Source organism: Chamaesiphon sp. (genome assembly GCF_041737865.1).
GTDB lineage: Bacteria > Cyanobacteriota > Cyanobacteriia > Cyanobacteriales > Chamaesiphonaceae > Chamaesiphon.
In genome coordinates, this window is sequence record NZ_JBGSQZ010000008.1 from 1 (window position 1) to 24,712 (window position 24,712).

The following is a 24,712-nucleotide window of genomic DNA, read 5'->3' on the forward strand; positions in this document are numbered from 1 at the left end:
AAAATGGCGATGTCCCTGTGAGCGCAAATCCTTGTTGAGCATGGGATTTGCGCTCACAGGGACACCAAAAAATGTATGAACGAAAAATGCGGAAATGCCAACAAAGTCAACAGCCTAGGCATTGCCCACCCAGCCCTTTCAACGCGAACGTTTGTATTGCTTTCTCGATCGCCATAGAGTGAGGTTTCTAGGCTTTGGCAATGATGGCGTGCCCCACCTCGATCGAATTATGAGCAATCTTTCGATCGAGGAGGGGCACACAACCACTAGTATCGAGCGATTTGGTAACGGGTTTACGCCATCACAAGCTAGTTCGTTTGTTCGCGTTGAAAGGGCTGGCATTGCCCACCCTACATAATATCTTGTATTTAATTACTAGATCCAGTTGGAGCTTTTTTATTGCGATCGATTCGATCGAGTATGAGATGATTTTTTGACTACTTACATCTTCTGATAGCAGCGAGTGGTGATGAAATAGGGATGAAAAACTTCAAGGAAGTTAGATTGAAGGGTCTTAAAAAAGCGATCGATAGTTTCAGGATCGTCTAAATGGAAGGGAAATTCTTGGTTAGCTCCTTTAGAAAAATACCAGTTGGTAATCATTTTCCCTTCAGCTTTGAGCATATTGTGAAACTCAAGTAACTGCTGACTTGGCTCTGGTAAATGTTCCATCACGTCGAAACAAGTAATCGTATCGAATGTTTCGGTGGGGGACAATTCCGTACAACAAGTAATCTTTGATGATAACCCTAATTGATGAATTCGGTGCTTGACAAAGTTGTAATTAATCGGGTTGATATCGCAATAAACTACGTGAGTAACTTCGGGACATAATGCTGATGCGATCGCATGTGTGCCAATCCCGCCGCCAAAATCCAAGACTCGCCCCCGCGCTCGATCTCCAATCAATCGCAATGTATCGCCAATATAATCGGTACTAGTCAGATGCCAAGTTGCTAACTCAAATAAATAAGCTTCACCCACTCGATCGCGATAAAATTTACTAGCATCTTCCCAATCAAAATCGCGTCGCCCTAATTCGGCTAAATCTGCTACAGCAGTCTTAAACTTTAATTCTAACCGATCGGCATCAATATCTAAAAATTGGTGGAGATGTTGTTTTAAATTAAATGCGTCTTGCCAATAGCCAGTTAAATGCGACGCGATCGGAAATGTAGACATGAGCCAGGAGTGAGGGGGTAAGACTAGGCTACACCAACGATGAAGCCCCTCCTAACTATAACAGGTTTGCCACAATTAACCTGTCAGAGTGCCCCTTGTAGATGCCCTACGTGTGTGGCAGTAATCTGTCTAGATTGGGGTACGATCTAAGTCTATTAAATTTTAGATCGATCGACTTTGCTAGATAAATTAGACATTAGAACAGCTAAAATTCCCAAGAAAATCAATCCCAGCATTCCCGATACTGGGTTTCCATTTATCCCAGTCATCCAATCTGAAACTCGACCGGAATATTTGACCATATTACCAACATTAATTATATAATAAGCCCAAACCAGCCCAGTATGAAGACCGATCGACATCCCCAGCAGATTTTGATGTTGACGTTTGGCAATGACTAATACTGTACCTAATAACCACAGTCCTGGAAACTGGGGTAAAGATGCAAGCATTACTGGAATCGGCTTGAGAAAATGTAGACTGGCAAACAAACCAGCGTCTGTAATTGAGGCAATTGTTGGTGAATAGTCTCGATCTAATTCATCTAGCATCCACCCTCGAAAAAATAACTCCTCTGCTAAACTTACACCCAGCGCAGTTGCCGAACCTTCTAATAATAATTGGAGAATGGGTAAGCGAGGGGATTGCCATGTCAACCAACCAAATAGCCCTTGAGTGATAAATAGTGCGAAAGTGAAGCACGATCCGATCGCAAGTCCTTTGAGCAATAATAATCCATTCTGGCGAGTGAAAACTAACCCATAACGGGAATATAGATTGGGATGCTGATATACTTTTTGTCCCCACCAGGGTAGTAACGCGATAAACTCGATCGCGAGTAATCCCATCGTCAGGATTGAGAGTAAATTTTTGGTACCAGGATCTTCGAGATTTTGTGTACTACCCATCACCAAATATATCAGTGCTAGACCTGGCAACCATAATAGAATTAGCACTAGCAGGAAGCTAAACATCCTACCTGGTGCTGGGTAATTTTTAATATTGCCAAGATTTAGCATAATTGTAGCTCCAAAATTCAACTGCCAATGCTATTAGATTAGCTTAAATTAATTGATAATTAGGTTTTTAGTAAGAATATTGTAGGGTGTGTTATCGCGAAGCGTAACGCACCGAAGGAAATAGAAGTATCAAAGACTGGTGCTCATGCGGCAGCAGCCCAACACACCCTACATCAACCTAGCTTTTCATTTAGGATTGCTTAGTTGGCGATCGCAAACTGCTCTGTTGCTGACTCTAGGTGCTTAATTAGAGTAGGCTTGGGTAATGGCCCCAGGATATGATTCCACGGTAACACTTGATGAGTATCCCAAGTTTGATGGACGTAAAAATCTAGTTCGGGAATTTGCCCCCGCAACTCCTTAAATGCGCGACGAAAACTGCCGATCGAATCCCCATAACTGCGGGTGAGTTCGAGTAGGTGAGAGATCCGGCGATCGCCTCTGGAAATAATCGCTTGAATCATCGACCAATTATAACTTTCAGGGCGAAATTCAATGCCTTGAGTAGTCAGTTGCTTTTGAAGTAGCTTCAATCTTTTATCGGCTTCTTTATTAACTCCAAACCATTGAAATGGTGTGTGAGCTTTCGGCACAAATGTACTGCATCCAAATGTTAGGCGTAAGCCTGGAACAGCTTTTTTGACAGAGCAGAGCATCTTAACTGTCTCTTCGACATCACCAATTTCTTCGCCAGGAATTCCAACCATTCCATATAGCTTCAATCCTTTTAAACCACCTGCTTTAGCATTAGTCGCAGCTTGGAATATTTCATCAGTTTCTAACTTTTTATTAACAATCTTTCTAATCCGTTCCGAGCCACTTTCAACGGCGATCGTGAGTGATTTACTGTCACGTTTTGCTAAGGTTTCTGCTAACTGAACCGTAACAGTATTTGTGCGAACAGAAGACACACTCAATCGGACATCATCATACTTAGGTTGGGCTAGATGTGCTAGTAGTGCTGGAAACTCTGGATGTTGAGTCACAGATGCACCGAGTAACCCCAAGCGATTTGTCACTTGTAAGCCATTATCGATCGCCGGAATCAAAGATTCTTCGACATTGGCAACTCGAAAGGGTAGAGTCAGATAGCTTGCCAAACAAAATCTACACATCTCTGGGCAACTACGGACGACTTCGACCATAAAAATATTTTCCCAGGCTGCTTTTTCGGTAACTACGGTGGAAGCAGAAAGTGTATTGCCACGATAAGTTTGCTTGGCAATGGTTGGCGGCGTACTACTATCGATCGGTACAATAGCAGTAATTAGGTTATCATCATATTCAACCTGATATAGACTGGGAATATAAATTCCAGGTACTTGAGCTAATCGGTGAAGTTTGGTTAGTCGATCGGCTGTCCGAACTTCCTGATAAGCTGTTATAAAATTACCTAATAAATCTTCACCATCGCCGACTAAAATCACATCAAAAAAGTCAGCAAACGGCTCGGGATTTGCGCTGAAGACTGGCCCACCACCGAAGACTAGTGGATCGTTGTCACCGCGATTGGTGCTGCGGATGGGAGTTTCTAAAAACTCTAATAGATTGAGAATATTGACATAATCTAATTCCCAAGATAGCGAAAATCCAACTAATTCTGGCGAACGAGGTAAAGACTCGTGGACATCTGTAAATAGCCGCCGCACATCTAGATCCGATCGCATCGCTAAAGTTGCCCAGACTACCTGATATCCTAAACTAGTAATCCCGACTGTATACTCATTGGGAAAAGCAAAGATCGTAGGAACTGCATCTCGATCTGGCGATGCTGGCGTGAATAATAAATGTTCGGTATCAAAGACAGAGTTAGACACAAAATAGAAGATAGAAGGTCTAGGGTCGGGTCGATCGATCTATACTAATCTCAGTTAGATAGATCCTAACCCGTTTCTTAGTTACCATTCTAACCAATAATGCCGGAATTACCTGAAGTTGAGACAGTTCGTCGGGGTTTGGATCGATATACACTCGATCGAGAAATTACTGGCACTGAAGTATTATTACCCCGCACGATCGCATCTCCCGATACGCCTGAAGAGTTTGACTTTGGTTTGCAGCATACCAAAATTCAGAATTGGCATCGGCGGGGCAAATATTTATACGCTCAACTAGTCTCCACAGGCACCCCACAAGCTGCTGGCTGGTTGGGAGTGCATCTCCGTATGACGGGGCAATTGCTCTGGGTAGAGAGCCACACAGAGGTGCACAAGCATACCCGCGTGCGCTTGTTTCTGGGTAAATGGGAAATCCGATTTATCGATCAGCGGACATTCGGACAGATGTGGTGGATTCCCGCTAGTAAACAGCCAGAGCAGGTGATGACGGGGATGGGAAAACTCGGCCCAGAACCATTCGATCCGGCTTTTAGTGTCGATTATCTAGCAGCTAAACTCCAGAAATCTCAGCGCAATATCAAGACGGTGATTCTCGACCAAACCTTGGTAGCTGGATTGGGAAATATCTACGCTGATGAAGCTTTATTTCTGAGCAAAATTCACCCCAGTACTCCTGCTGGAAATCTGACAAAATTTCAGATTAAACTATTGCGTGAGTCCGCCATCAAAGTCCTGGAAACCTCGATCGAGCAAGGCGGCACCACTTTTAGTAATTACCTCAATGTCCAAGGTACCAACGGCAACTACGGAGGCATGGCGTGGGTTTACAATCGTACCAATCAACCTTGTCGCATCTGCACCACACCGATCGAGAAAATCCGCTTAGGCGGTAGAGGTACTCATTATTGTCCCCAATGCCAAGCAAGTTAATTATTTGGCGTTGCCCAATTGACGTATGTTCGAGGGGGGACTGGGGAACTGGGAGACGAGGGGACTATAGCAATCCTAAATTATCAGCTACGTTGATGTAGGGTGTGTTAGGCGCAAGCCGTAACGCACCAGTATTAGGATCGCGATAGTGGAAATCTAGTAACGCTGCTCCTGGAGATTCTACAGAAGTCGATGTGTTACGATCGGATGAGCTAAGAACCGCTATTAGTTGATGATTTAGCATCACAACACCCGCACTGGTGGGCAGAGCTGATTTTTCCCGATGACAGATAAACCCCACCATCCACATGATAAATTTGTCAAAGCGATATTCCCACTGCTGTTCCCCGCCCAAATTGAGGAAACCCAACGAGCGGTGAGACTCAAAGAAGAACTGTTTATCGACATTTTCTACAAAAGTTTAACAAATAACAGTCCGACTAATCCTCAACAAGAGCAGCTTTTAGGTATGTTAGGGCGGATGATGAAAATTCATCCAACCATCATCGTCGAGCACTACAGCCGCTACCTCAAACCCGAACATCTCAATAGTTGCATTCTTCGCAAACAAGTTTATTGGTACAGTGAAAACGATTTACGCACAGATCGCTCTGGCGATTTGCGATTGGATAAAAACACCGCAAGCCAACCTACTCCGCTATCCCCAGACATGCCTTTTACTTGGATTTTGACATCCAACTGCGGCGATAACTTACTACTCCGCACTCGTGCCGAACCCGATCCAATTTTTGGCAAACATGTGTATAGACTAGATCCACAAACGGGAATTGGGATCGTCGTTCTCGAAAAGTTACCATACTCAGAAGATACGCTGCTGCTCAAGCTGCTGAGTAACAATCCCGATATAGTATTGAGAGCCTATCGTGACATCGATCGCTTGTATCCCGACCTACCGCTGGCTAATGATATAATTTCAGCATGTAATGAATCTTGCATCCACATTCAAGGACTAGCCACCGAATCGCTCGATCCACAACAGGTAAATACCATGAGCATTTTGCAACAAGAACCTGCTTATCAAAAGCGCGTTAAAGAACTCCAAGCTGAAGGTGAAGCTAGAGGCAAGCTGGAAACGGCGAAAAAACTCTTAGCGGTGAGATTTGGAGAGGTTTCACCAGAGATTGAAACTAGATTGCGAAGTATGACAGCGGACGATTTGGATGATTTGCTGATTAGATCCTTGGATTGGACTACTTCAAAGTCCCTATTTGACTATTTAGGCATTCCGACATCACCAAATTAATATTACCGCTCCCGATCTGAGTCAGAATAATATCAAATATCTTGTAGGGTGGGCAATATTCAGCAACACCATTATCGATTTAGCAATCCGAATATTTAGAGCGATCGAGTACACAATAATATAATTTTATTGAATGCAAGTTCGATTGCATTTGGCACACTTGGCGATTCTCTTTCAGAGACGCTTGGCGATCGATTAGTGAAGAGATTGCTGATTCACGAAGTGTCTCCATCGGAGAATCGTCTAGCGTACCGTAGGTAATCAATAAAACAGTTGAAATTCTTTTTGCTACGGCTTTAAATGGTCTGTGGGCATTGCCCACCCTACATTTTTGTCACGGCTATTCTAAAAAGTCAAGTGTTTGTTCCAGGCACCGATCCTCTGGAGCAGTTTTCTAACTTGAATGCTAGTTTATTAACTAGTTCTGGAATTTTATTAGAGAGTGCTAGTCCGAATACTGCCATCTGGCATGATGGTATTGAGAAATATCGCATTGCGGAGACTAGCGTTGAGAGTTACGCCACTGAAGTTAGCATTTGTGAGATTAGCTCCATAAAAGTCAGTATTATTAAAAATGGCATCACGCAAATCGGCACCAGTCAAATTAGCAGCTCCGAATTTAGCCCCTCTCAAATCACAACCTCTGAGATCGGCATTAGTGAGATCGGCAGCATTTAAACAGCAATCAACCAAGACCGCACTACGCAAGTCGGTATCCCGAAAGATAATACCTTCCATATAGGCTTCATCAAGTCTAGCATTAACAAGATTGATACCAGTAAAGTCCCCATAGAATTCATCTCCTCCACTTTTGACAGTATATCCAGCAAAGTTACGCTCCCCAGCAGCATATCTTTCCCGCAACTCTCTAATTCTAATCTTGCGATACATCACACTAGTCCATTGCTAACTAGCATCTATTCTACCGCCCGCTCGATCTGGCACTCCAACACCTCGATCGACCTTGCCTTTAAGATCCAAGATCTCCCAACTGGACATCTAGCCGTTCGCGTAGCGTTGCGTTAGCAAAGGCTCAATCACCAGCTACAACAACAGCACTCCTAAAACCGCCACCATCACCATCGACGACGATGCCAACGGAGTCGGCTGGTTCAGCGACAGTAGGAAAAACTGAACTTATTTAGAGCAATAGCCATGATGATTCGGCATGGCTACTCCTAACCAGCACAATTACCTCAGACTCGGTACTTCACACTCTATAATAGACAGATACCATAAACCATTCAGCATTTACCACTGTGGCAGCACCAGGAAACTACAAAAATACCGTAAATCTACCCCAGACTGAGTTTGACATGCGCGCCAATGCTGTCAAACGGGAACCCGAACTGCAAAAATTCTGGGCAGACGAGCAGATTTTTGAACGGCTGTCACAGTCCAATCCTGGCAAGATTTTTGTGCTGCATGATGGCCCGCCTTATGCCAATGGTACGCTGCACATGGGTCATGCGCTCAATAAAACGCTCAAGGATATCATCAACCGTTACCAATTGCTCAACGGGCGGAAGGTGCGCTATGTTCCTGGCTGGGATTGTCATGGACTGCCGATCGAGCTTAAAGTAATCCAAGATATGAAGCCGGAGGAGCGTCGCAATCTCTCACCGCTGGAACTGCGTCAGAAGGCGGCGGCATTTGCGCTGAAAACGGTTGAGGAACAAAAGATCGGATTCCAACGGATGGGTGTTTGGGGCGAATGGGATAAGCCATACCTAACGCTACAACCGGAGTACGAAGCGGCACAAATCGGCGTATTCGGGCAAATGGTATTGAAAGGGTATATCTATCGTGGTTTGAAACCCGTTCACTGGAGTCCCAGTTCTAAGACTGCCTTGGCAGAAGCCGAGCTAGAATATCCCGAAGGGCACGTTTCGCGGAGTATTTTCGCGGCATTTAAAGTCACTCACGTTACAGATACCTCCAGAGCGATTTTAGAGCCATATCAGGACGATCTCGCTGTCGCGATCTGGACGACTACGCCGTGGACGATTCCGGCGAATTTGGCTGTGGCGGTGAATCCCGAACTGAACTACGCGATCGTCGAAGTCGCCGGACTGGAGGACAATCATTATAGTGGCTGTAAATATGCGATCGTGGCTGCGGATATGGTGGAGGGTTTAGCCGCTAAATTGAATCTCACCTTGACTCAGCAAGCGGTCATCAAAGGTGCAGATCTAGAACACACTACCTACAAACATCCACTGTACGATCGCCAGAGTCCGATTATCATCGGTGGTGACTATATCACGACTGAATCGGGGACGGGTTTAGTCCATACTGCACCAGGGCACGGTCAAGAAGATTATATCGTGGGTCAGAAATATGGGCTAGCAATTCTGGCACCTGTAGATGGGGATGGAAATTTCACAGAGGAAGCGGGGGAATTATTTAAAGGTGCTAATGTTTTAGGCGATGGTAATGAATTAGTAATTCAAGCATTGCTCGAACAAAATGCCTTAATCAAGGAAGAAGCATACCCACACAAATATCCCTACGATTGGCGGACTAAGAAGCCGACAATCTTCCGCGCTACCGAGCAGTGGTTTACATCGGTACAAGGTTTTAAAGAAGCGGCTCTAAAAGCAATTTCTGAAGTAGAATGGATTCCCGCTCAAGGTGAGAATCGGATCAGACCGATGGTAGCCGAAAGATCTGACTGGTGTATCTCCCGTCAGCGCAGTTGGGGTGTGCCAATTCCAGTTTTTTATGATAATGAAACTAACGAACCACTACTAACTGAAGAAACCATCAACCACGTTCAAAATATCTTTCGCGAACATGGTTCTAATGCGTGGTATTCGATGTCAGTTGAGGAATTATTACCCGAAGCTTATCGTCACAATGGACGCAGCTATCGGCTCGGGACAGATACGATGGATGTCTGGTTTGATTCTGGCTCCTCCTGGGCAGCGGTAGCCAAACAACGAGATAATCTCGCCTATCCAGCCGATATGTACCTCGAAGGCTCAGATCAACATCGAGGTTGGTTCCAATCTAGTTTACTCACTAGCGTCGCCAATAATGGCATCGCTCCATTTAAAACCGTCCTCACTCACGGCTTTGTGCTGGATGAAAAGGGGCGGAAAATGAGTAAATCATTGGGAAATATCATCGATCCAATGATAGTGATGGATGGAGGTAAAAATCCCCAGAAAGATCCGGCTTACGGTGCAGATGTCGTGCGACTGTGGGTATCATCAGTAGATTATTCTAATGATGTATTAATCGGCTCGACTGTCCTCAAACAGTTGTCTGATGCTTCCCGCAAAATCAGGAATACAGCCAGGTTTCTACTTGGAAATATCCACGACTTCGATCCGGCGAAAGATGCCGTTCCATACGCGGAATTACCAGAACTCGATCGATATATGTTGCACCGGATGAGTGCAGTATTTACCGAAATTACCGAATCATTCGATCGCTATCAATTCTTTAAATTCTTCCAAACAATTCAGAATTTCTGTATTGTCGATTTATCCAATTTCTATCTAGATATCGCTAAAGATCGGCTATATATCAGCGCACCTGACTCCTTCCGCCGCCGCAGTTGTCAGACGGTACTAGCTATTATCCTCGAAAATCTTACCCGCGCGATCGCACCCGTTCTCTGTCATCTAGCTGAAGATATCTGGCAATACTTGCCCTATCCAAACCCTTATAAATCCGTATTTGAGTCCGGTTGGGTAAAACTCGATCCACAGTGGTCACAGCCGGATCTAGCCGTCACTTGGGACAAAATTCGCGACCTGCGGACAGATGTAAATAAGGTGATGGAACAGGCACGAACTGATAAAGCGATCGGTTCTTCGCTGGAAGCTAAGGTGTTATTGCAGGTGGAAGATCCGATCTTGCGAGCTAAATTAGAGGAGTTGTCGTTTTATACGCCCGCACCTATTCGTAATTCGGAACCCACCCCTAGCCCCTCCGTTCGCGAAGCGTCTCCTTTCGGAGAGGAGGGGAATAAGAGCGCAGGGGTATTAGTTAGTGCTGATGCTGCTGCTTCTCGGACTCCGACGATCGATCGATTAGTCAGTAGCCCCCAACTCGGATCGGTGCAAGAACTGTTGCACACTAGGGGAAAAGTACTAGATGGAGCGATCGATATTGTCAGTGAGATTTACGACAGACAGCGAGCCTCGTTGATTAACTTACTATTACTATTAGCTGCTGGCATCAGCTTGTATGTGGTCATCGGATTGATGGAAGTAATCAATCGCATCCCCTTATTTGAAACTGCCTTAAAATCTGTGGGAATAGTGATGAGTGGGTTGTTTGTGGTACGTAATTTGTGGGCAACAGATAAACGCCAACAAACAATCGATCGAGTAATTGCTTATAAAAATACGATCGTCGGTACCCAATCTTATCCGACACGGACAGTATCTTCAGTCGAACCGACAGGGGAATTGGCAACTATTTCACCGACAAATGCAGCCATCACAACACCCGCACCCCAACCCAAATCCAATGGCATCGACGAACTGCGGTACCTGTTCCTCGCGTCTCAAGTTGAGTTAATCGATGATGCGAGTAAACTGGAAGGATTGCAACATCAGACAACGATTGAAGGTGGCAAAATTGGGGTAATCACAGCAGAGGGCGTAAAATGCGATCGCTGTTGGAATTATTCACCCACTGTCGGAGATAGTAGCGAACATCCTACCGTTTGCGATCGATGTGTTGATGCCTTAGCAGGTGAATTTTAACAGATTCGGCAACCGTACCAGCAGGTTTTTAATCAAAAGGTTGGGGCAATTCATGAATTGTCCCAACCTTTTTTAGTGGTTCCAAATCGACCCATCGGCCCAACTAAGTAGATGGGCGTAATTAGATATCAGATATCGCGTAGGGTGGGCACTGCCCAGCAGCTAGGTTTTAGACATAATCTATTTTATAAATAATTGCACCTACCTACTTATTTAGGTATAAGTAGTAGAAAAAATTGGCAATCTTATCCTAGTCTCCAACTCACCACTGTGGAGAATCCTTTAAAATAGAGGAGATAACTCACATCAATCAGCAATGAAGTTAGTTTCCGATCCGACGATCGCCCGTAAGATTGCCAAAATGCAGGAACGAGTACGGTGGCATCATCCATTGTTTAGGCAACTCGGGATCGATCGGACGCAACTGAGCTTAGATGATGAGATCGATCCAGTTCAGGGATTCACATTTTGCGTATTGGGAGACAGCGGGAATGGCGTGCATCGGCACGATAGTCCCCAGCGGCGCGTCGCCGAACTAATGGTCAGATCGGTACCCTCAGCCAAATTTATCCTCCATACGGGGGATGTCGTTTATCTAGTCGGATCGAGCGAACAGTATCCAGAGAACTTTATTCGGCCGTATCAAGAATTACTAGTTGGCGGCGATCGCTTCAAGCAGATTCGCTATGACGCGATGGTCTTCAATCGCCCATTCTTGCCCGTCCTCGGCAATCATGATTATTATGACCTCCCGATCGCGTATGGCGTGCTGTCCCAGCTCCTACGCCCACTGCGGCAAGCTTTTCGTTACTCGATCGATTTGGATGTCGGTTGGCATGGATCTTATCAGGGCGATGCTTATGCTAGAGCTTTTTTGGACTATCTCAACGATATTCCCGAATCCGAACTTCAGCAGCATCTGGAGCGACACTACACAGCCCAGACTTCCACGGGTAAAGGGTTACATTATCAACCAGGGAAATTTACCCGCCTCCCCAACCGCTACTATCGGTTTCGCTATGGGGGGATCGACTTTTTTGCCCTAGATTCTAATACCTTTAATGCCCCATTACCGATCGAATCGAACGATCGTGGAGACGCTCACCGCCAGACACTTCGCGCAGATCTAGAGCGATTGCAAGCAGAGCGAGAAGAGCATCTGCAAATCATTCAAAACCTAGATCCAAAGGAAGCAACCCAGCCCACCCTCAACGAACCAGAATCCCTCGACGAGCTACTCGGTAAGGTCGAACAGATCGAAGAATTAATCAGCGATATCGAAAAACAACTCGACCCCAACACGGTAAACGAACAGATCGATTACGAACAATTGGAGTGGCTAGAGCGCGGACTGATCGAATCTTGGCAAGACAAAACAGTACGCGGGCGGATGATTTATTTTCATCATCCTCCCTATGTGACTGAAGCGACCAAATGGCACCAAGGTCAAACCCTAGCGGTGCGGCATTATTTGCGCGGCGTATTCGATCGTGTCGAACTCGCAGTTAAGCCGCTCATCGATAAGCGTCCCCTGGTAGATCTAGTCCTATCCGGTCACGCCCATTGCTTTGAACACATCGAAACCCTAGATACGGGACATGCCGACAGAGGCATAAAATGGGTTGTCTGTGGCGGGAGTGGTTTTAGTCTGCGCCGCCAACGAGAGGAGGGGAACATCCTCCAAGAACGAATCGATGGCAAGTTGCAGGATGTCGCCGCATCCCATCAGTTTATCGGTAAGACTGGGCGGGGTGCCTATAAGAAGCACCCCTACTCATTTTTACAAGTTGATGTTTTACCTGGACAAGATTTGAAATTTAAGCTCAAGCCCCAAGTTGCCGAATATCACCAGCATCAGTGGCAATACTACACCAGTGATTTGGAGGATGCTCCATAGGCGGATTTAAGACTCGATCGAACTACGTAATGACAACGACATTACGCTGCGCTAATATAAAGTTAAGCACGATCGATAAAGGCGATATCTTCAACAATATGAAAAGTACAACGCCACGGAACACCCTAAATTTGCGAATTAAGCCAGAAGAACGCGATTTAATCGATTTAGCAGCAAAAGCACAAGGTAAGAATCGTACTGATTTTATATTAGAAGCTGCGCGGAACGCTGCGGTGGAAACTTTATTGGATCGGACTATTTTTTCAGTTAGTCCAGAAGTGTATGCTGAATTTGTTGCGCTTTTGGATGCAGCACCTCAACCGAATCAGCGTTTGCGTAAAACAATGCAAACTCCAGCACCTTGGGATAAGGAATGAGTCTCACAGCACCAGAACTGCTGGCTAGTCATCACGATCTAACTGACTTTGCTTGTGGAAATATAGCTCTCGATGATTGGCTCAAACTGCGATCTTTTACCAATCAAACCAGTGGCGCAACTAGAACTTTTGTTATCTGTAAGGACAATAAAGTTGTTGGATATTACGCACTTGCTTCTGGGGGAATTAGTAGCGCAACTGCTGTAGATAAATTTCGGCGCAATATGCCAAACCCGATTCCGGTAGTAATTTTGGCACGACTCGCGATCGATAGTTCTTGTCAGGGGCGAGGTTTAGGACGGGCGTTATTTCGAGATGCTGGATTGAGAATCGATCGAGCAGCAGATACTGTCGGCATTCGCGGGATCGTCGTTCATGCTATTTCAGCGGAAGCTAAGAATTTTTATGTGGCTTTAGGTTTTAATGAATCCCCGATCGAACCAATGACATTAATGATTACTCTCAACGATCTACGTGCTTGTATGATCGATTAGTTAATAAATCCCCGACTTCTCACAGAAGTCGGGGATTTATCATAATTTACGTTGTCACCTGTTTACTTTTAGCCTCCAGATTTTCCAAGCGACCTTTCAATTCCTGATTGGTTTTCTTGACTTCTTCCAACTCCTCGCGCAACTGTTTGACTGCTCCATCCGTACCGATTTTCTTCTGTACCTTCTGCACCCCTTCATCCGCAATCCGCTTGACGCGTCCGTCGGGACTTTGATTTGCTAAACCTTGCAGTACACCGATCGCTTTGACAGTTGCCATCTGGCTCAAGGCACTAACTACCGATACTTGAGTCAGGAAGAAGGACTCGCGGGAGAGTTCGGCTAACTTCTCCACAATTACCGTCAAATTTGCATCAGATTGACCGTTAGAAATGGCTCCAAGGGCACGAATTGAGGGCAAACGGAGGGGCTGAGGTACACCAAGTTTGACGTATTCTAGGATGGTATTCAGTGCTGTGGGTGAATCGGTCATTTTGCTCAAACCGCCGATCGCACCTGCTCGGACAACTTCATTCCAGCCAGCGCGGGTATTGAGTACTTCCGTCAGGAGGTTAATGACTTCTTCCTGCTTGTCTTTGAGGCTGGCGGTAGTCATCCCACCCAAGGCGCGACAGGCTGCGGCTTCGACGTAATAGCTTTCGTCCCCTGCTTCGACGAGTTGTTTGACTGCGGCGTAGGTTTCAGGCATTTTAATTTTACCCAATTCATCAACGATCGCCTTCCGCACAAAGGCATCTTCATCGCCAATTTCAGCGACTAAATTAGTAACGGCGATGTCGAGTTTAATCGTTGCTAACTGTTGCGCGGCTTCGAGTCGCACCGCCCAGAATTCTTCATTAGCAAGGCATTCAGTCAGAGCTTTGACAGCTTCGAGGTTGCCTTTTTTGGCGATCGCTTCGGTGGCATAGATCCGCGAAATTGGGTCTGGATCTGACTTGAGCTGTGCTTTGAGTTCGGGTAGGGGGTATTCGAGCGTAACGGTTTTTAAATAGTTATTGCCAACATCAAAGCTGATGAAATCGGGTTTAGTTTCGAACGGGAAATAGAGAACTTGCTCTTTTTCATAGACGCGAATTTTGGTGACTTTGACATCAGCAACACCGTCTTTGACATAACCAAAGCCGATCGGAATTTTTAGATCGAATAAGTCATTTGTGAGGGTATGAATTCCCTCTTTTGCTTGAGTTTGAGTAACGGTAAGTTTGGCGAGCTTACTATCCCCGTCCCAACTATAGGCAACTTTAAAGTCTGGGTGTCCGCCGCGATAGACATATTGATCGAATAAAAAGGCTAAATTTCGTCCGGTTGATTTATCGATCGCGCGTAAAAGATCGATCGTTTCAACAGTTTTGTGCGCGTTATCGTTGACGAATGTATGCACGAATCGATCGAATAACTCATCGCCTAATTCTGTCCGAATCATGTGATAGACACAAGCACCCTTTTCATAGATGTGTCGATCGTATAACTCGATCGCTTCCCGATAGATATTAGTGACGATCGGACGACGATATCGATCGCTATCTTCACTCAGATAACTTTGGGCTTCACCGAGTAAATAATAGGCTGCTTCATCCTTATCATACTCATGTTCCGTCCACAATACCTCACAGTAAGAAGCCATCCCTTCCTTGATCCAAGCGTGCGACCAATGCTTGATGACGACTAGATCGCCGAACCATTGGTGAGCCAGTTCGTGAGCGACTAAACTCTCAGTATTAAAGTTATCTAAAGATGCCCGTTTGTCAAGTAAACATCGATCGGTTAATAGTGTTGTCGAAGTATTTTCCATTCCGCCAAAGATGAAATCATCTACACACACTTGGGCATATTTAGGGAATGGATAAGGATAGCCAAACTTCTCACTGAAGAACTCAATCATCCGAGGAGTTTTTCCCATGCTTAGTTTAGCTTGTTCTTCCCGTCCTTTCTCCACATAATAAGTAACAGACTTACCATTCCAGCTATCGGCGATCTCGGCAAAACGACCAACCGCCAGAGTCATCAGATAAGTAGGATGAATCTCCTGCTGAAACCAGTGATAAATCTTGTCGGTGCCAACTGTTTCGGTGCCAACTAATTCACCATTAGAAACAGCGATAAAATCTTCAGGTACCCGCACCTTGATTTCCGATGTTGCTAATTGCCCAGGATAATCAAAACAGGGGAACCAAAAGCGCGAATCTTCATCCTCACCCTGCGTCCATACCTGAGTCGGTTTATCGGGATAATCTGCATCCGGCTGAATAAAATATAAACCCCGTTGCGGTTTATCTACCCCATAATTGATGACGACTTTTAATAGTTTTCCCGCTACCACATCGAGCTGCACCGGAATATGCAGCAGTTCGCCATCATAGTTAAACTCGTGGCTAGTACCGTCAATCTCCACACTTTGAATATTGAGATTTACGGCATCCAGCGTCAGCGACTCAATCCCACTTCGCACGGGATTTAGTTGAATCGTGCAACTACCTGCAAAACTTTGGTTAGGGATATCTAGTGTCAAATCCAGACAAATATGCTCTACTTGTCCGGGTCGATCGGGATTATAATGAGGGCGCGAACCAGGTAGTTGAAAGGATTTGTGTCCGTTACTCTCATCGAGATGGCTGTAAGGCATAATTAGAATCTATAATGCTGTTTTTGGATATCTAAGGCTTATCTTAAATTATGACGCTCAAAGACTTAGAATCCCAGCTACTAGCCTTGACACCCACCGAAAAAGAGCGCGTTATCCAATTATTGACGCACAGCTTGGTGAGTATCCAGCCAGAAATTGCCCAACCACCAGAGATTAACAGCGGCGCAGCCTACATCGCCAATACCCAGATTGCCATCTGGGAGCTAGTCAACGCCCAGGATCTCGGCTGTAGCGATCGAGACTTGCTCCAGATGTATCCCCAGCTTACAGAGAGCGATCTAGCCACCGCCTGGGATTATGCCGAAACCCATCCCGAAGAGATCGCCCAAGCCCTGCGGGACATTGATGAGTAATTCCTGGTTTTTAAAAACGGATTAATTTTACTTAGGTGACGATGGGCAAAAGAGAAAAACTAATCGCTCGACTTACAAATAGTCCTCAGAATGCAACTTTTTCCGACATCCGTAATTTACTAGAATATGAAGGTTTTTACCTGGATAGAGTTCCAGGTAGTCACCATATTTTCAAATATGCAGAAACAAATTTTGTGATTCCCATTCACAACAACCGAGTAAAAGCAATCTACGTCCGAAAAGTTTTAGAATTAATCGAAGCGGCAGATCCAGTAGACGAGGAAGAAGACTAATGCAGTATCCAATTGTAATTTATCCCTGCGAAGAAGGTGGTTATGTTGCCGAAATCCCAGCATTGAAAGGCTGCTTGGCACAAGGAGAAACCTTAGATGAAGTTCTCAATGAGTTAAAAATTGTGACCGATATCTGGTTAGAAACAGCCGAAAAGTATGGGCAGCAGTTACCCGATGTGGCAGGCTCGATCGAAAAAATGAAAGCATTGAGTAATTGATTATTGCTGGCTTCAACATTCAAGCTATTGAAATAATATTAATTATGTTCGATCGAATGTCTTGCTACGGGCGATTATTTGGTTCGATCGATCGTTAACAATACTATGACTCGATCGCGTTTATTTGAATCGTTGGCGTAATTCTACTACGATTCGTATCCAACCAAGCCACCAGATCTTCCATTTGACTAAAATCTAATAACGCCTCGCCTAATTCCTCCAATTGTGTCAGAGGTAAAGCTTTGATTTGCGACAATCGAGTCCAGATTGATTAAAATGGGTGGGTAGATTCACAGCTCGATATGTCTGAAATTACCACACCAACTGCTTCAGACATTAACATCGTCGATCGCATTCTCGATCTAGCCCTACAAGGCGATGATATCTCCACCACAGACGCACTTTTGCTGCTGACTCAAACCCATGTAGATATTATCGATCGAATTCGGTTCACAGCCGACAGGTTGCGCCAAATCCAAGTCGGCGATACTGTCACCTACGTGATTAACCGCAATATTAATTTCACCAACATTTGCGAACAGCACTGTAGTTTCTGTGCGTTTCGGCGGGACGAGGGCACTGAGGGTGCTTTCTGGCTGAGTACTGAGCAGATCTTAGCCAAAGCCGCAGATGCAGTCGCGCTGTCGGCGACAGAAATCTGTATGCAGGGGGGATTGCATCCAGGGGCGAAAATTAACGGTCGATCGCTGACTTATTATGTAGAGTTAGTCACCGCGATTAAAACCACTTTTCCCCAACTTCATCTGCACGCTTTTTCGCCGCAGGAAGTCGAGTTTATCGCTCGTCAAGATGGGGTGAGCTATGCAGATACGATCGTTGCCTTACAAAAAGCTGGCGTAGGATCGATGCCAGGTACGGCGGCGGAAGTCTTGGATGATACAGTACGGCGGGTGATTTGTCCTGAAAAGATCGATAGTGCTACGTGGATTGAAATCGTTACCACCGCTCATCGATTGGGGATGCCGACTACTAGTACCATGTTAGCTGGACATATCGAAACACCCAGCCAGCAGATCGCTCATTTAGAGCAGTTAAAACAGATTCAACAACACGCAATTAAATACAATTACCCTACCCGAATCACTGAATTTATCATCCTCCCCTTTGTGGGAGAATCAGCACCCACACCTCTCCGCAGTCGCGTCGGACGAGATCAGCCGATTTTAGCCGATAATTTATTATTAACGGCGATCGCGCGAATTTTCCTCGGTAACTATATTCCCAATCATCAACCCAGTTGGGTCAAGTTGGGTCTAGAAGGCGCGAAAACTGCTCTTACTTGGGGGTGTAATGATTTGGGTGGGACGTTGATGGAGGAGCATATTACGACGATGGCGGGAGCTAAGGGCGGGACGTGTTTGTCGGTGGAGGATTTGCAAGGTGCGATTCGGGCGATCGATCGACAGGATCGGCAACGCAGTACTTTGTATGAATTAATTTAGGTGATTGAGTAATAAGTAATAAGTAATGATTTCGTTGTCGATCCAGGGACTCAAACTCCGTATCAAAAACTAGCGCATGTAGCAATCTTAAATGAAAAGCTAGGTTGATGTAGGGTGTGTTAGGCGCAAGCCGTAACGCACCAATATTTAACCTGAGTGTCTCGTTCCGAGCAACTGAGCCGACATAAATGTCGTCTAATGAATGAAAGAAACTTTGGTTGGGTGTGTTGGGTTTCGCCTTGCTCTACCCAACCTACAGATCCGTGTACTGATTTAAAATGCTGCTATTTTAGATACTCCCTTCCCACTCAATCGAGAGACATCACCATTCACCATTCACCCCCTACACCAGATGTCTAATTTGACACTAGGAAGGGAGTAGTTAGAAAGTTTTGCTTGACAAATTATCGACGTACTTGTTGAAGAGCTTGTAAGTGGCAGAGGAGCGTTTCAACCTCGGCTTGAAGTTCGAGGAATTTTTCTTGTCGATCGACTGGATATACTTTAGTCAATTTAGTAACTTGCTGTTCGTGCTCTGAGGTAGCAGATCTAACCGACACGCCAATGGCGGTTTGAGCAACTATGGTTAGTGGGCTGGGGGACATAGCTTTGGATGGTTATTTATACTGACTCACACACAAGGCAATTGTAGCCTGAATTCGACTGTTCTGGAATCGGATGTAGAGTCCAAACTGCCTACCGGAAAATGTGAATTTAATGTTTGTGACGGGGCGATAGTGGGATTGTTCCGATCTGGTCAGGGCAACGAGTCACCATCTCATGTTAGATTGGTCTAGCTGAGGATCGGGGAAGTCTGGTGAAAATCCAGGGCTGTGCCGCAACTGTGATGGAGCGAACGCTTCGAGTCAGAATACCGTGCCTGAGTGTACCGCAGGCGGTACTCTAATCTACTATTCCCTGCGTCGCATCGGGAAGGAGTTACATTCAGTGTCCGTTGAAAGGTCGATCTGTCCAGATATTTACCATCCTGCGATCGCTCGTGATGGTTTGTTGACGCGGTTACGAATTCCAGGTGGAGTGTTAAATGAGTCTCAGTGTCTGACGATCGCGAGTCTACTAGAGTCACTCAGCTTAGAGTATATTCAAGTTACCAATCGCGCGAATTTGCAACTGCGATCGCTAGCCAAAGATCTCGATCGAGAGTTACTAAGTAAATTAGCAGACTGTGGTTTGGCGGCGGGTAATAGTGCTGTCGATGGCATCCGCAATATTATGATTAGCCCGACTGCGGGAATTGACTCGCAGGAGTCGATCGATGTGCGTCCATTGGCTGATGCTTGGCATGAATATCTCACCGAGCATCCCGAATTGGGAGTGTTGTCGAGTAAATTTAGTGTGGGTTTCGATGGTGGTGGAAGTGTGGGGATTGTCGATCGACCTAATGATATTACGCTGTTAGCTGTTGGAAGTCGCGAGTTTAGTCTCTATTTAGGGATGAGAGAAAGAGGCGATCCACCGCTACCTGTAGATGTCAGATTAGACTCGGATGAATGTGTGCCGATGTTGGCGGCGATTGCTCAAAGTTATCGACGCGGGAGCGAAGTATTAGGTGGGGATGCACGTCGAAAACCACGGCTGCGGGATGCGATCGGGCACTACGGATTGACAGGTTTTGGGGAAGTAGTCCAACGAGAATTCGGTACTTCCAGGCGTTTTGTTTTTAAAAACCTCGATCTAAAGCGGTTCTCTACGGAAAATGGCGATGTTGCACAGACACAATCTAGATTGAGCGATCGTCATTTAGGCGTACATCAGCAATGCCAATCGGATTGCTACTATTTGGGAGTGGTGTTGCCGTTGGGACGATGGAGTGGATCGCAAGTGCGGGGTGTTGGGAGCATCGCCGCTCGGTATGGGAGTGGGCAGATCCGCTTAACTCCCTGGCAAAATCTGATTATCCCCGATGTCCAGGCGATCGATCTGGCGAGGGTGCAGGGATTAATTAACGATTTAAGCTTGGTGACAACAGCCAATCATCCCAGTAGTTTATTAAGAGCCTGTGCGGGTGCAACTGGTTGTCAGTTTAGCGCGACAGATACTCAACGGGATGCGATCGCCCTGTCGGAGTATTTAGCCGCTAACTTTACACTCGATCGACCATTGAATATCCATTTCAGCGGTTGCGATAAATCCTGCGCCCAACACGATCGAGCAGATATCACCCTCTGGGGAGACGAACGAACCAGGAGCTATCGACTGGCGATCGGGGGCTTTACAGACCGATCTGAGCCAGAGCAGAGCGATCTTTTAGCACCGCTATCAGTCCCAATCGCTATCGGCAATCTCATCGCGGCTTATCATCATCAGCGGCTTAATCCCCAAGAATCTTTTGAGTCATTTACGACTCGTCAATCTCCAGTTCAACTGCACCAAATACTTCATGCCGTCTAAAATTACGATTCCAGCACCCCTAGACTATATCCGCGATGGTGCGGAAATTTATCGTCAATCTTTTGCGACGATTCGATCGGAGGCACAATTAGACAACTTACCTACTGATTTCAATGCCGTAGCAGTGCGACTAATCCATGCTTGTGGGATGATTGATATTGTCAGCGATCTGGATTATTCGATCGATGCAGTTCGAGTCGGACGAAAAGCACTAGCAAATGGGGCACCGATTTTGTGCGATGCGCGGATGGTAGCAGATGGAGTGACGCGCAAACGTTTACCTGTGGAAAACCAAGTTATTTGTACGCTCCCAGATCCCCAGGTGGTAGATCTAGCCGCCAAGTTAGAGAATACTCGATCGGCTGCTGCTCTAGAACTATGGCGACCTTATTTAGCTGGAGCTGTCATCGCGATCGGTAATGCCCCAACGGCTCTATTTCGATTGCTTGAAATGCTCGACGAGGGCGCACCAAAACCCGCACTGATTCTCGGTTTCCCTGTCGGTTTTGTGGGTGCAATGGAATCAAAAGCTGCTCTAGCAGCAGATAGTCGAGGCGTACCTTTTATCACAATTCACGGACGACGCGGTGGTAGTGCGATGGCTGCTGCGGCTGTCAATGCACTAGCCACGGAGCAGGAATAATGGTTGCCATCCAGACAGGGAGATTATACGGGATCGGGGTTGGCCCTGGCGATCCAGAGTTATTGACACTCAAGGCGTTTCGGCTCCTGCAAGCGGCTCCTGTCGTCGCCTATCAGTCAGCAAACGACCATGAAAGCATCGCCCGATCGATTGTCGCACCCTATCTAACTGGTAAGCAAATCGAAGTCTGTTTTCATTTTCCCCGTGCGCTCGATCCTGAAGCCGCCCAAGAATTATATGCTGAGGCGATTAAACCGATCGCGGCTCATTTATCAGCGGGGCGAGATGTCGTAGTATTATGTGCGGGCGATCCATTATTTTACGGTTCGTTCATGTATTTATTTACGCGATTAGCCGATCGATTCATTACCGAAATCGTACCTGGGGTATCTTCACCGATGGGTGCAGCCGCTGCGATCGGGATGCCATTATGTTACCGTAATGATATTTTTAGTGTTCTTTCGGCGACTTTATCAGTTGAAGTATTAACTACCCAATTAGTCAATGCCGATGCTGTGGCAATTATCAAACTCCGTCGCCATTTTGATAAAGTTCGGCAGATTTTAAGCGATCTAGATTTGTTAGATCGGGCAAAATATATCGAACGGGCAACAGCAACGGATCAAAAGATTATCTCGATAGAAGATGTCGAGCCGCGCGATGTTCCCTATTTTTCAATGATTATAGTTCCTAGCAAAACCCAACTCTAGCCACTTTAGGCTTTAGGCTTTAGGCTTTAGGCTTTAGGCTTTAGGGACATATTAGATTAGTCCGCGCACCATCCGGATTTTGCATCACTAGCCACGATTTGCGAAAAGTGCGGTCTTGGGGTTTCCCCAGGTAAAGTACCTTTTCAAGACACAATCGTTGGCATTCTTGGGATTTGTTTCCCTCCTTCCTGCTAAAATCAAAATTATATGCAAACTAATAGTTCCGATCGATCTGCTCAAGCGATCGAGATCTCCGGCGCGAGATTGGCTAAGTGGAAAACGATGCTAACCGCGCGAAAAATTGGTACTACCAAGAAATTATTATCGAGAGTCCCCGAACTTATCGGCGAACAGGCGGCGCGAAAAGCTCTCAATGGGCAAAGATTGGATCGCCAGACTTGGGAAGCGATTTTCACTGGCTTGAAGTTGAATCGAGTTGATTTTTTTAGTGATGTGGAATGGTTCGATCGCAATCTGACAACTCAGTGGGAAATATTGTGGAATTTGGCGGCGGATGCGTCCGATCGATTTGGGCTAGTATTACCGGAGCATGTGCCAGATTCTAGTCTGTGGGATGGAGTTGGCTCGGAAAAGTTTCAACAGACGATCGCCAGTCGGACATCAGTATTATTAGAGATACCTGGGGGATTCTTGGGCTATCTGATTTTAGTAGAGCAAGATGCACTAGGCAATATCGTGCTGCTGTCTCCATCCCCGCTGATGTCAAATCCCGTGCTAACTGGCTCAATTCAACGCTTACCCCAATATCCACCGTCGCCGTTTGAGTTCTTGCAACCGATAACTGTCGGTACGAACTATCTGTGGGCAGGTATTTTTGCGAAGTTGCCAGAGTTGAGATGGTTGGCTGATGCCCAAAAAAGACCGCTCAGATTGCAGATGGCACAAGTTACAGAGCTGTTGGCGTATGTCAGCAAACAACCTCCAGGAACCCCACTATGGCGATCGAGTTATGTGGTGACAGCTTCGTCAAGCCATGCGGATATAATGAATTTGGATATATAGCGATCCTAAATCAGATAGGGATCGAATACTGGTGCGTTACGGCAGCAGCCCAACACACCCTACATTAACCTAGCTTTTCATTTGGGATGGCTATATCTCTGGATAGAGTCTAACTTTTATTCAAAAATTTCCAATGCTGACCGATCGAATTAAAGAACTGATTGCTAGAGCCAGAATTGTGAGCTTTGCTAGTTGGGAGTTGCAGCATCCAGCCGCAAGTATTGCCATATTTCAAGCTGCTGAAGATGCCAGAGTGTATCTCACAGATGAAGATTGCGCCAAAATTGCGGTACTTTCACCCCCGACTTCTCAGCTGATCCCAGTCGGGCAGTTATTACGCGATCGAGTCGTCGAAATCATTGCCGAAGCTAGAACCGAACTCTACACTCAATTTCCCCAGATTACCGAGCCAGGGGGCGGACTCTATCCTCCCGAACGCGCTGAGGCTTGCTGGCGGGACTTTTGGCATTATCTTCGCACTATTACCTATGGGATCGTGGGCAGCAATGCCCAATATACTAGTGCCGATGGGTTGGACAATTTGCGGCTCCTCTATCAGGAATTACAAGTGCCGATTGATGCCATGACAGTCGGACTTGAAGGACTCAAGACAGCTAGTTTGCGCCGGATCGAGCCAAGTCAACACGCGATCGTCAGCCCCTATTTCGACCATTTGATTACTCAGCTAAAATCTTTCACAACTAGCCATGAATGAGTCCCCAGCCCTGCGAATGTTATTTTCTCACAACTTTGACCTTGCCGAAGATCGCGTCCCCGCCCTGAGTCGGGAAGCCTTCACCCAGGTATTTGCAGAAGGCTTCAGTACTCACCCAGAAATCCAGTGTCGTCAGGTAGATAGTCCCCACTGGATCGTCGAAATTGTCTGTCGGGCGGATTTACTCACACCTCAACAAGTAGGCGAAACTTGTGCCCAGATGCTGGTTAATAGCCGCACGCAATCGATCGGGAAGATCGATTTTGACATCCTGGTTTTAGGTGGCATCAAGACTACTCCCGCCACTAGTGATGCTCCAGACGCACTCCAAGCAAATCAATGGGGCGTAGATATCGTCGAAACCAAGTCAGGCGAACAATTCTTGCGATCGATCGGTTGGGAAATGACGATCGCGGGCAAACCCGTTGGCACTATTTTTAAAGTCGAAGTCACAGGTAAATAGTGTAGGGTGTGTTAGCGAAGCGTAACGCACCG

The 24,712-nt window shown here is 46.1% G+C and carries 24 protein-coding genes and 1 riboswitch; of the genes, 17 read left to right on the forward strand and 7 right to left on the reverse strand.

What is annotated here, in order from left to right:
• Positions 1–121: 121 nt before the first annotated feature.
• Positions 122–358 carry a hypothetical protein gene (locus ACEW9J_RS00400; protein ID WP_373543177.1) on the forward strand — a complete coding sequence of 79 codons (237 nt, stop codon included), beginning with the start codon at positions 122–124 and terminating at the stop codon, positions 356–358.
• Positions 359–441: 83 nt separating this feature from the next.
• Here the strand turns inward: ACEW9J_RS00400 and ACEW9J_RS00405 are convergent, their stop codons facing one another.
• The 3 genes from ACEW9J_RS00405 to ACEW9J_RS00415 all read right to left on the reverse strand — a co-directional run bounded on the left by ACEW9J_RS00405 (position 442) and on the right by ACEW9J_RS00415 (position 4,018).
• Positions 442–1,182 (reverse strand): class I SAM-dependent methyltransferase, encoded by a 741-nt coding sequence (locus ACEW9J_RS00405; RefSeq protein WP_373543178.1) that lies wholly within the window; start codon positions 1,180–1,182, stop codon positions 442–444.
• A 155-nt stretch (positions 1,183–1,337) separates the two neighbouring features.
• On the reverse strand, positions 1,338–2,201 hold the full coding sequence (locus tag ACEW9J_RS00410) for a lysostaphin resistance A-like protein (protein ID WP_373543179.1): 864 nt from the start codon (positions 2,199–2,201) through the stop codon (positions 1,338–1,340).
• 200 nt (positions 2,202–2,401) lie between these two features.
• Positions 2,402–4,018, reverse strand: coding sequence for a radical SAM protein (locus ACEW9J_RS00415; protein ID WP_373543180.1), 1,617 nt, complete (start codon positions 4,016–4,018; stop codon positions 2,402–2,404).
• Positions 4,019–4,117: 99 nt separating this feature from the next.
• Here ACEW9J_RS00415 and ACEW9J_RS00420 point away from each other — a divergent pair, with 99 nt between their 5' ends.
• Complete coding sequence (locus ACEW9J_RS00420) at positions 4,118–4,969, forward strand: DNA-formamidopyrimidine glycosylase (protein WP_373543181.1); 852 nt, start codon at positions 4,118–4,120, stop codon at positions 4,967–4,969.
• A gap of 283 nt (positions 4,970–5,252) precedes the next feature.
• A complete protein-coding gene (locus ACEW9J_RS00425; RefSeq protein ID WP_373543182.1) occupies positions 5,253–6,233 on the forward strand; it encodes a DUF4351 domain-containing protein in 981 nt (326 codons plus the stop codon).
• A 435-nt stretch (positions 6,234–6,668) separates the two neighbouring features.
• On the opposite strand, the gene ACEW9J_RS00430 is transcribed toward ACEW9J_RS00425, so the two are convergent.
• A complete protein-coding gene (locus tag ACEW9J_RS00430; protein ID WP_373543183.1) occupies positions 6,669–7,124 on the reverse strand; it encodes a pentapeptide repeat-containing protein in 456 nt (151 codons plus the stop codon).
• A 368-nt stretch (positions 7,125–7,492) separates the two neighbouring features.
• Here ACEW9J_RS00430 and ileS point away from each other — a divergent pair, with 368 nt between their 5' ends.
• The 4 genes from ileS to ACEW9J_RS00450 all read left to right on the forward strand — a co-directional run bounded on the left by ileS (position 7,493) and on the right by ACEW9J_RS00450 (position 13,725).
• Positions 7,493–10,957 (forward strand): isoleucine--tRNA ligase, encoded by a 3,465-nt coding sequence (gene ileS, locus ACEW9J_RS00435; RefSeq protein WP_373543184.1) that lies wholly within the window; start codon positions 7,493–7,495, stop codon positions 10,955–10,957.
• A gap of 316 nt (positions 10,958–11,273) precedes the next feature.
• Complete coding sequence (locus tag ACEW9J_RS00440) at positions 11,274–12,854, forward strand: metallophosphoesterase (RefSeq protein WP_373543185.1); 1,581 nt, start codon at positions 11,274–11,276, stop codon at positions 12,852–12,854.
• A 98-nt stretch (positions 12,855–12,952) separates the two neighbouring features.
• Entirely contained in the window at positions 12,953–13,231 is a 279-nt protein-coding gene (locus tag ACEW9J_RS00445) for a DUF1778 domain-containing protein (protein WP_373543207.1), read from the forward strand.
• Complete coding sequence (locus ACEW9J_RS00450; protein ID WP_373543186.1) at positions 13,228–13,725, forward strand: GNAT family N-acetyltransferase; 498 nt, start codon at positions 13,228–13,230, stop codon at positions 13,723–13,725. The genes ACEW9J_RS00445 and ACEW9J_RS00450 overlap by 4 nt, the downstream gene beginning before the upstream one ends.
• A 46-nt stretch (positions 13,726–13,771) precedes the next feature.
• Here ACEW9J_RS00450 and ACEW9J_RS00455 read toward each other — a convergent pair whose 3' ends face one another.
• On the reverse strand, positions 13,772–16,366 hold the full coding sequence (locus ACEW9J_RS00455; protein WP_373543187.1) for a M1 family aminopeptidase: 2,595 nt from the start codon (positions 16,364–16,366) through the stop codon (positions 13,772–13,774).
• Between the two features lie 50 nt (positions 16,367–16,416).
• Here ACEW9J_RS00455 and ACEW9J_RS00460 point away from each other — a divergent pair, with 50 nt between their 5' ends.
• Genes ACEW9J_RS00460 through ACEW9J_RS00470 form a run of 3 tightly spaced genes read left to right on the forward strand, consistent with a single transcriptional unit; the run spans position 16,417 to position 17,251 of the window.
• Positions 16,417–16,740 carry a DUF433 domain-containing protein gene (locus ACEW9J_RS00460; protein ID WP_373543188.1) on the forward strand — a complete coding sequence of 108 codons (324 nt, stop codon included), beginning with the start codon at positions 16,417–16,419 and terminating at the stop codon, positions 16,738–16,740.
• 41 nt (positions 16,741–16,781) lie between these two features.
• Positions 16,782–17,033: a type II toxin-antitoxin system HicA family toxin gene (locus ACEW9J_RS00465; protein ID WP_373543189.1), complete on the forward strand. Its 252-nt coding sequence runs from the start codon at positions 16,782–16,784 to the stop codon at positions 17,031–17,033.
• Entirely contained in the window at positions 17,033–17,251 is a 219-nt protein-coding gene (locus ACEW9J_RS00470; RefSeq protein ID WP_373543190.1) for a type II toxin-antitoxin system HicB family antitoxin, read from the forward strand. Before ACEW9J_RS00465 ends, ACEW9J_RS00470 begins: the two co-directional genes overlap by 1 nt.
• A 103-nt stretch (positions 17,252–17,354) precedes the next feature.
• On the opposite strand, the gene ACEW9J_RS00475 is transcribed toward ACEW9J_RS00470, so the two are convergent.
• Positions 17,355–17,507, reverse strand: a complete 153-nt coding sequence (locus ACEW9J_RS00475; protein ID WP_373543191.1) for a DUF4351 domain-containing protein — start codon at positions 17,505–17,507, stop codon at positions 17,355–17,357.
• A gap of 46 nt (positions 17,508–17,553) precedes the next feature.
• On the opposite strand from ACEW9J_RS00475, the gene cofH reads away from it, so the two are divergent.
• Entirely contained in the window at positions 17,554–18,714 is a 1,161-nt protein-coding gene (cofH, locus tag ACEW9J_RS00480; protein WP_373543192.1) for a 7,8-didemethyl-8-hydroxy-5-deazariboflavin synthase subunit CofH, read from the forward strand.
• A 404-nt stretch (positions 18,715–19,118) separates the two neighbouring features.
• Here the strand turns inward: cofH and ACEW9J_RS00485 are convergent, their stop codons facing one another.
• Positions 19,119–19,319 carry a hypothetical protein gene (locus tag ACEW9J_RS00485; protein WP_373543193.1) on the reverse strand — a complete coding sequence of 67 codons (201 nt, stop codon included), beginning with the start codon at positions 19,317–19,319 and terminating at the stop codon, positions 19,119–19,121.
• Between the two features lie 159 nt (positions 19,320–19,478).
• Positions 19,479–19,612, forward strand: a riboswitch (cobalamin riboswitch).
• On the opposite strand from ACEW9J_RS00485, the gene cobG reads away from it, so the two are divergent.
• The 6 genes from cobG (at position 19,591) to ACEW9J_RS00515 (ending at position 24,680) form a co-directional block, all read left to right on the forward strand.
• Positions 19,591–21,126, forward strand: coding sequence for a precorrin-3B synthase (gene cobG / locus ACEW9J_RS00490; RefSeq protein ID WP_373543194.1), 1,536 nt, complete (start codon positions 19,591–19,593; stop codon positions 21,124–21,126). (Overlaps the previous riboswitch by 22 nt.)
• Positions 21,116–21,769 (forward strand): precorrin-8X methylmutase, encoded by a 654-nt coding sequence (locus tag ACEW9J_RS00495; RefSeq protein ID WP_373543195.1) that lies wholly within the window; start codon positions 21,116–21,118, stop codon positions 21,767–21,769. The genes cobG and ACEW9J_RS00495 overlap by 11 nt, the downstream gene beginning before the upstream one ends.
• A complete protein-coding gene (gene cobI / locus ACEW9J_RS00500) occupies positions 21,769–22,479 on the forward strand; it encodes a precorrin-2 C(20)-methyltransferase (protein ID WP_373543196.1) in 711 nt (236 codons plus the stop codon). Before ACEW9J_RS00495 ends, cobI begins: the two co-directional genes overlap by 1 nt.
• A 207-nt stretch (positions 22,480–22,686) precedes the next feature.
• Positions 22,687–23,502, forward strand: coding sequence for a hypothetical protein (locus ACEW9J_RS00505; RefSeq protein ID WP_373543197.1), 816 nt, complete (start codon positions 22,687–22,689; stop codon positions 23,500–23,502).
• Between the two features lie 133 nt (positions 23,503–23,635).
• A complete protein-coding gene (locus ACEW9J_RS00510; protein WP_373543198.1) occupies positions 23,636–24,217 on the forward strand; it encodes a phycobilisome protein in 582 nt (193 codons plus the stop codon).
• Positions 24,210–24,680: a DUF2656 domain-containing protein gene (locus ACEW9J_RS00515; protein ID WP_373543199.1), complete on the forward strand. Its 471-nt coding sequence runs from the start codon at positions 24,210–24,212 to the stop codon at positions 24,678–24,680. Before ACEW9J_RS00510 ends, ACEW9J_RS00515 begins: the two co-directional genes overlap by 8 nt.
• Positions 24,681–24,712 lie beyond the last annotated feature (32 nt).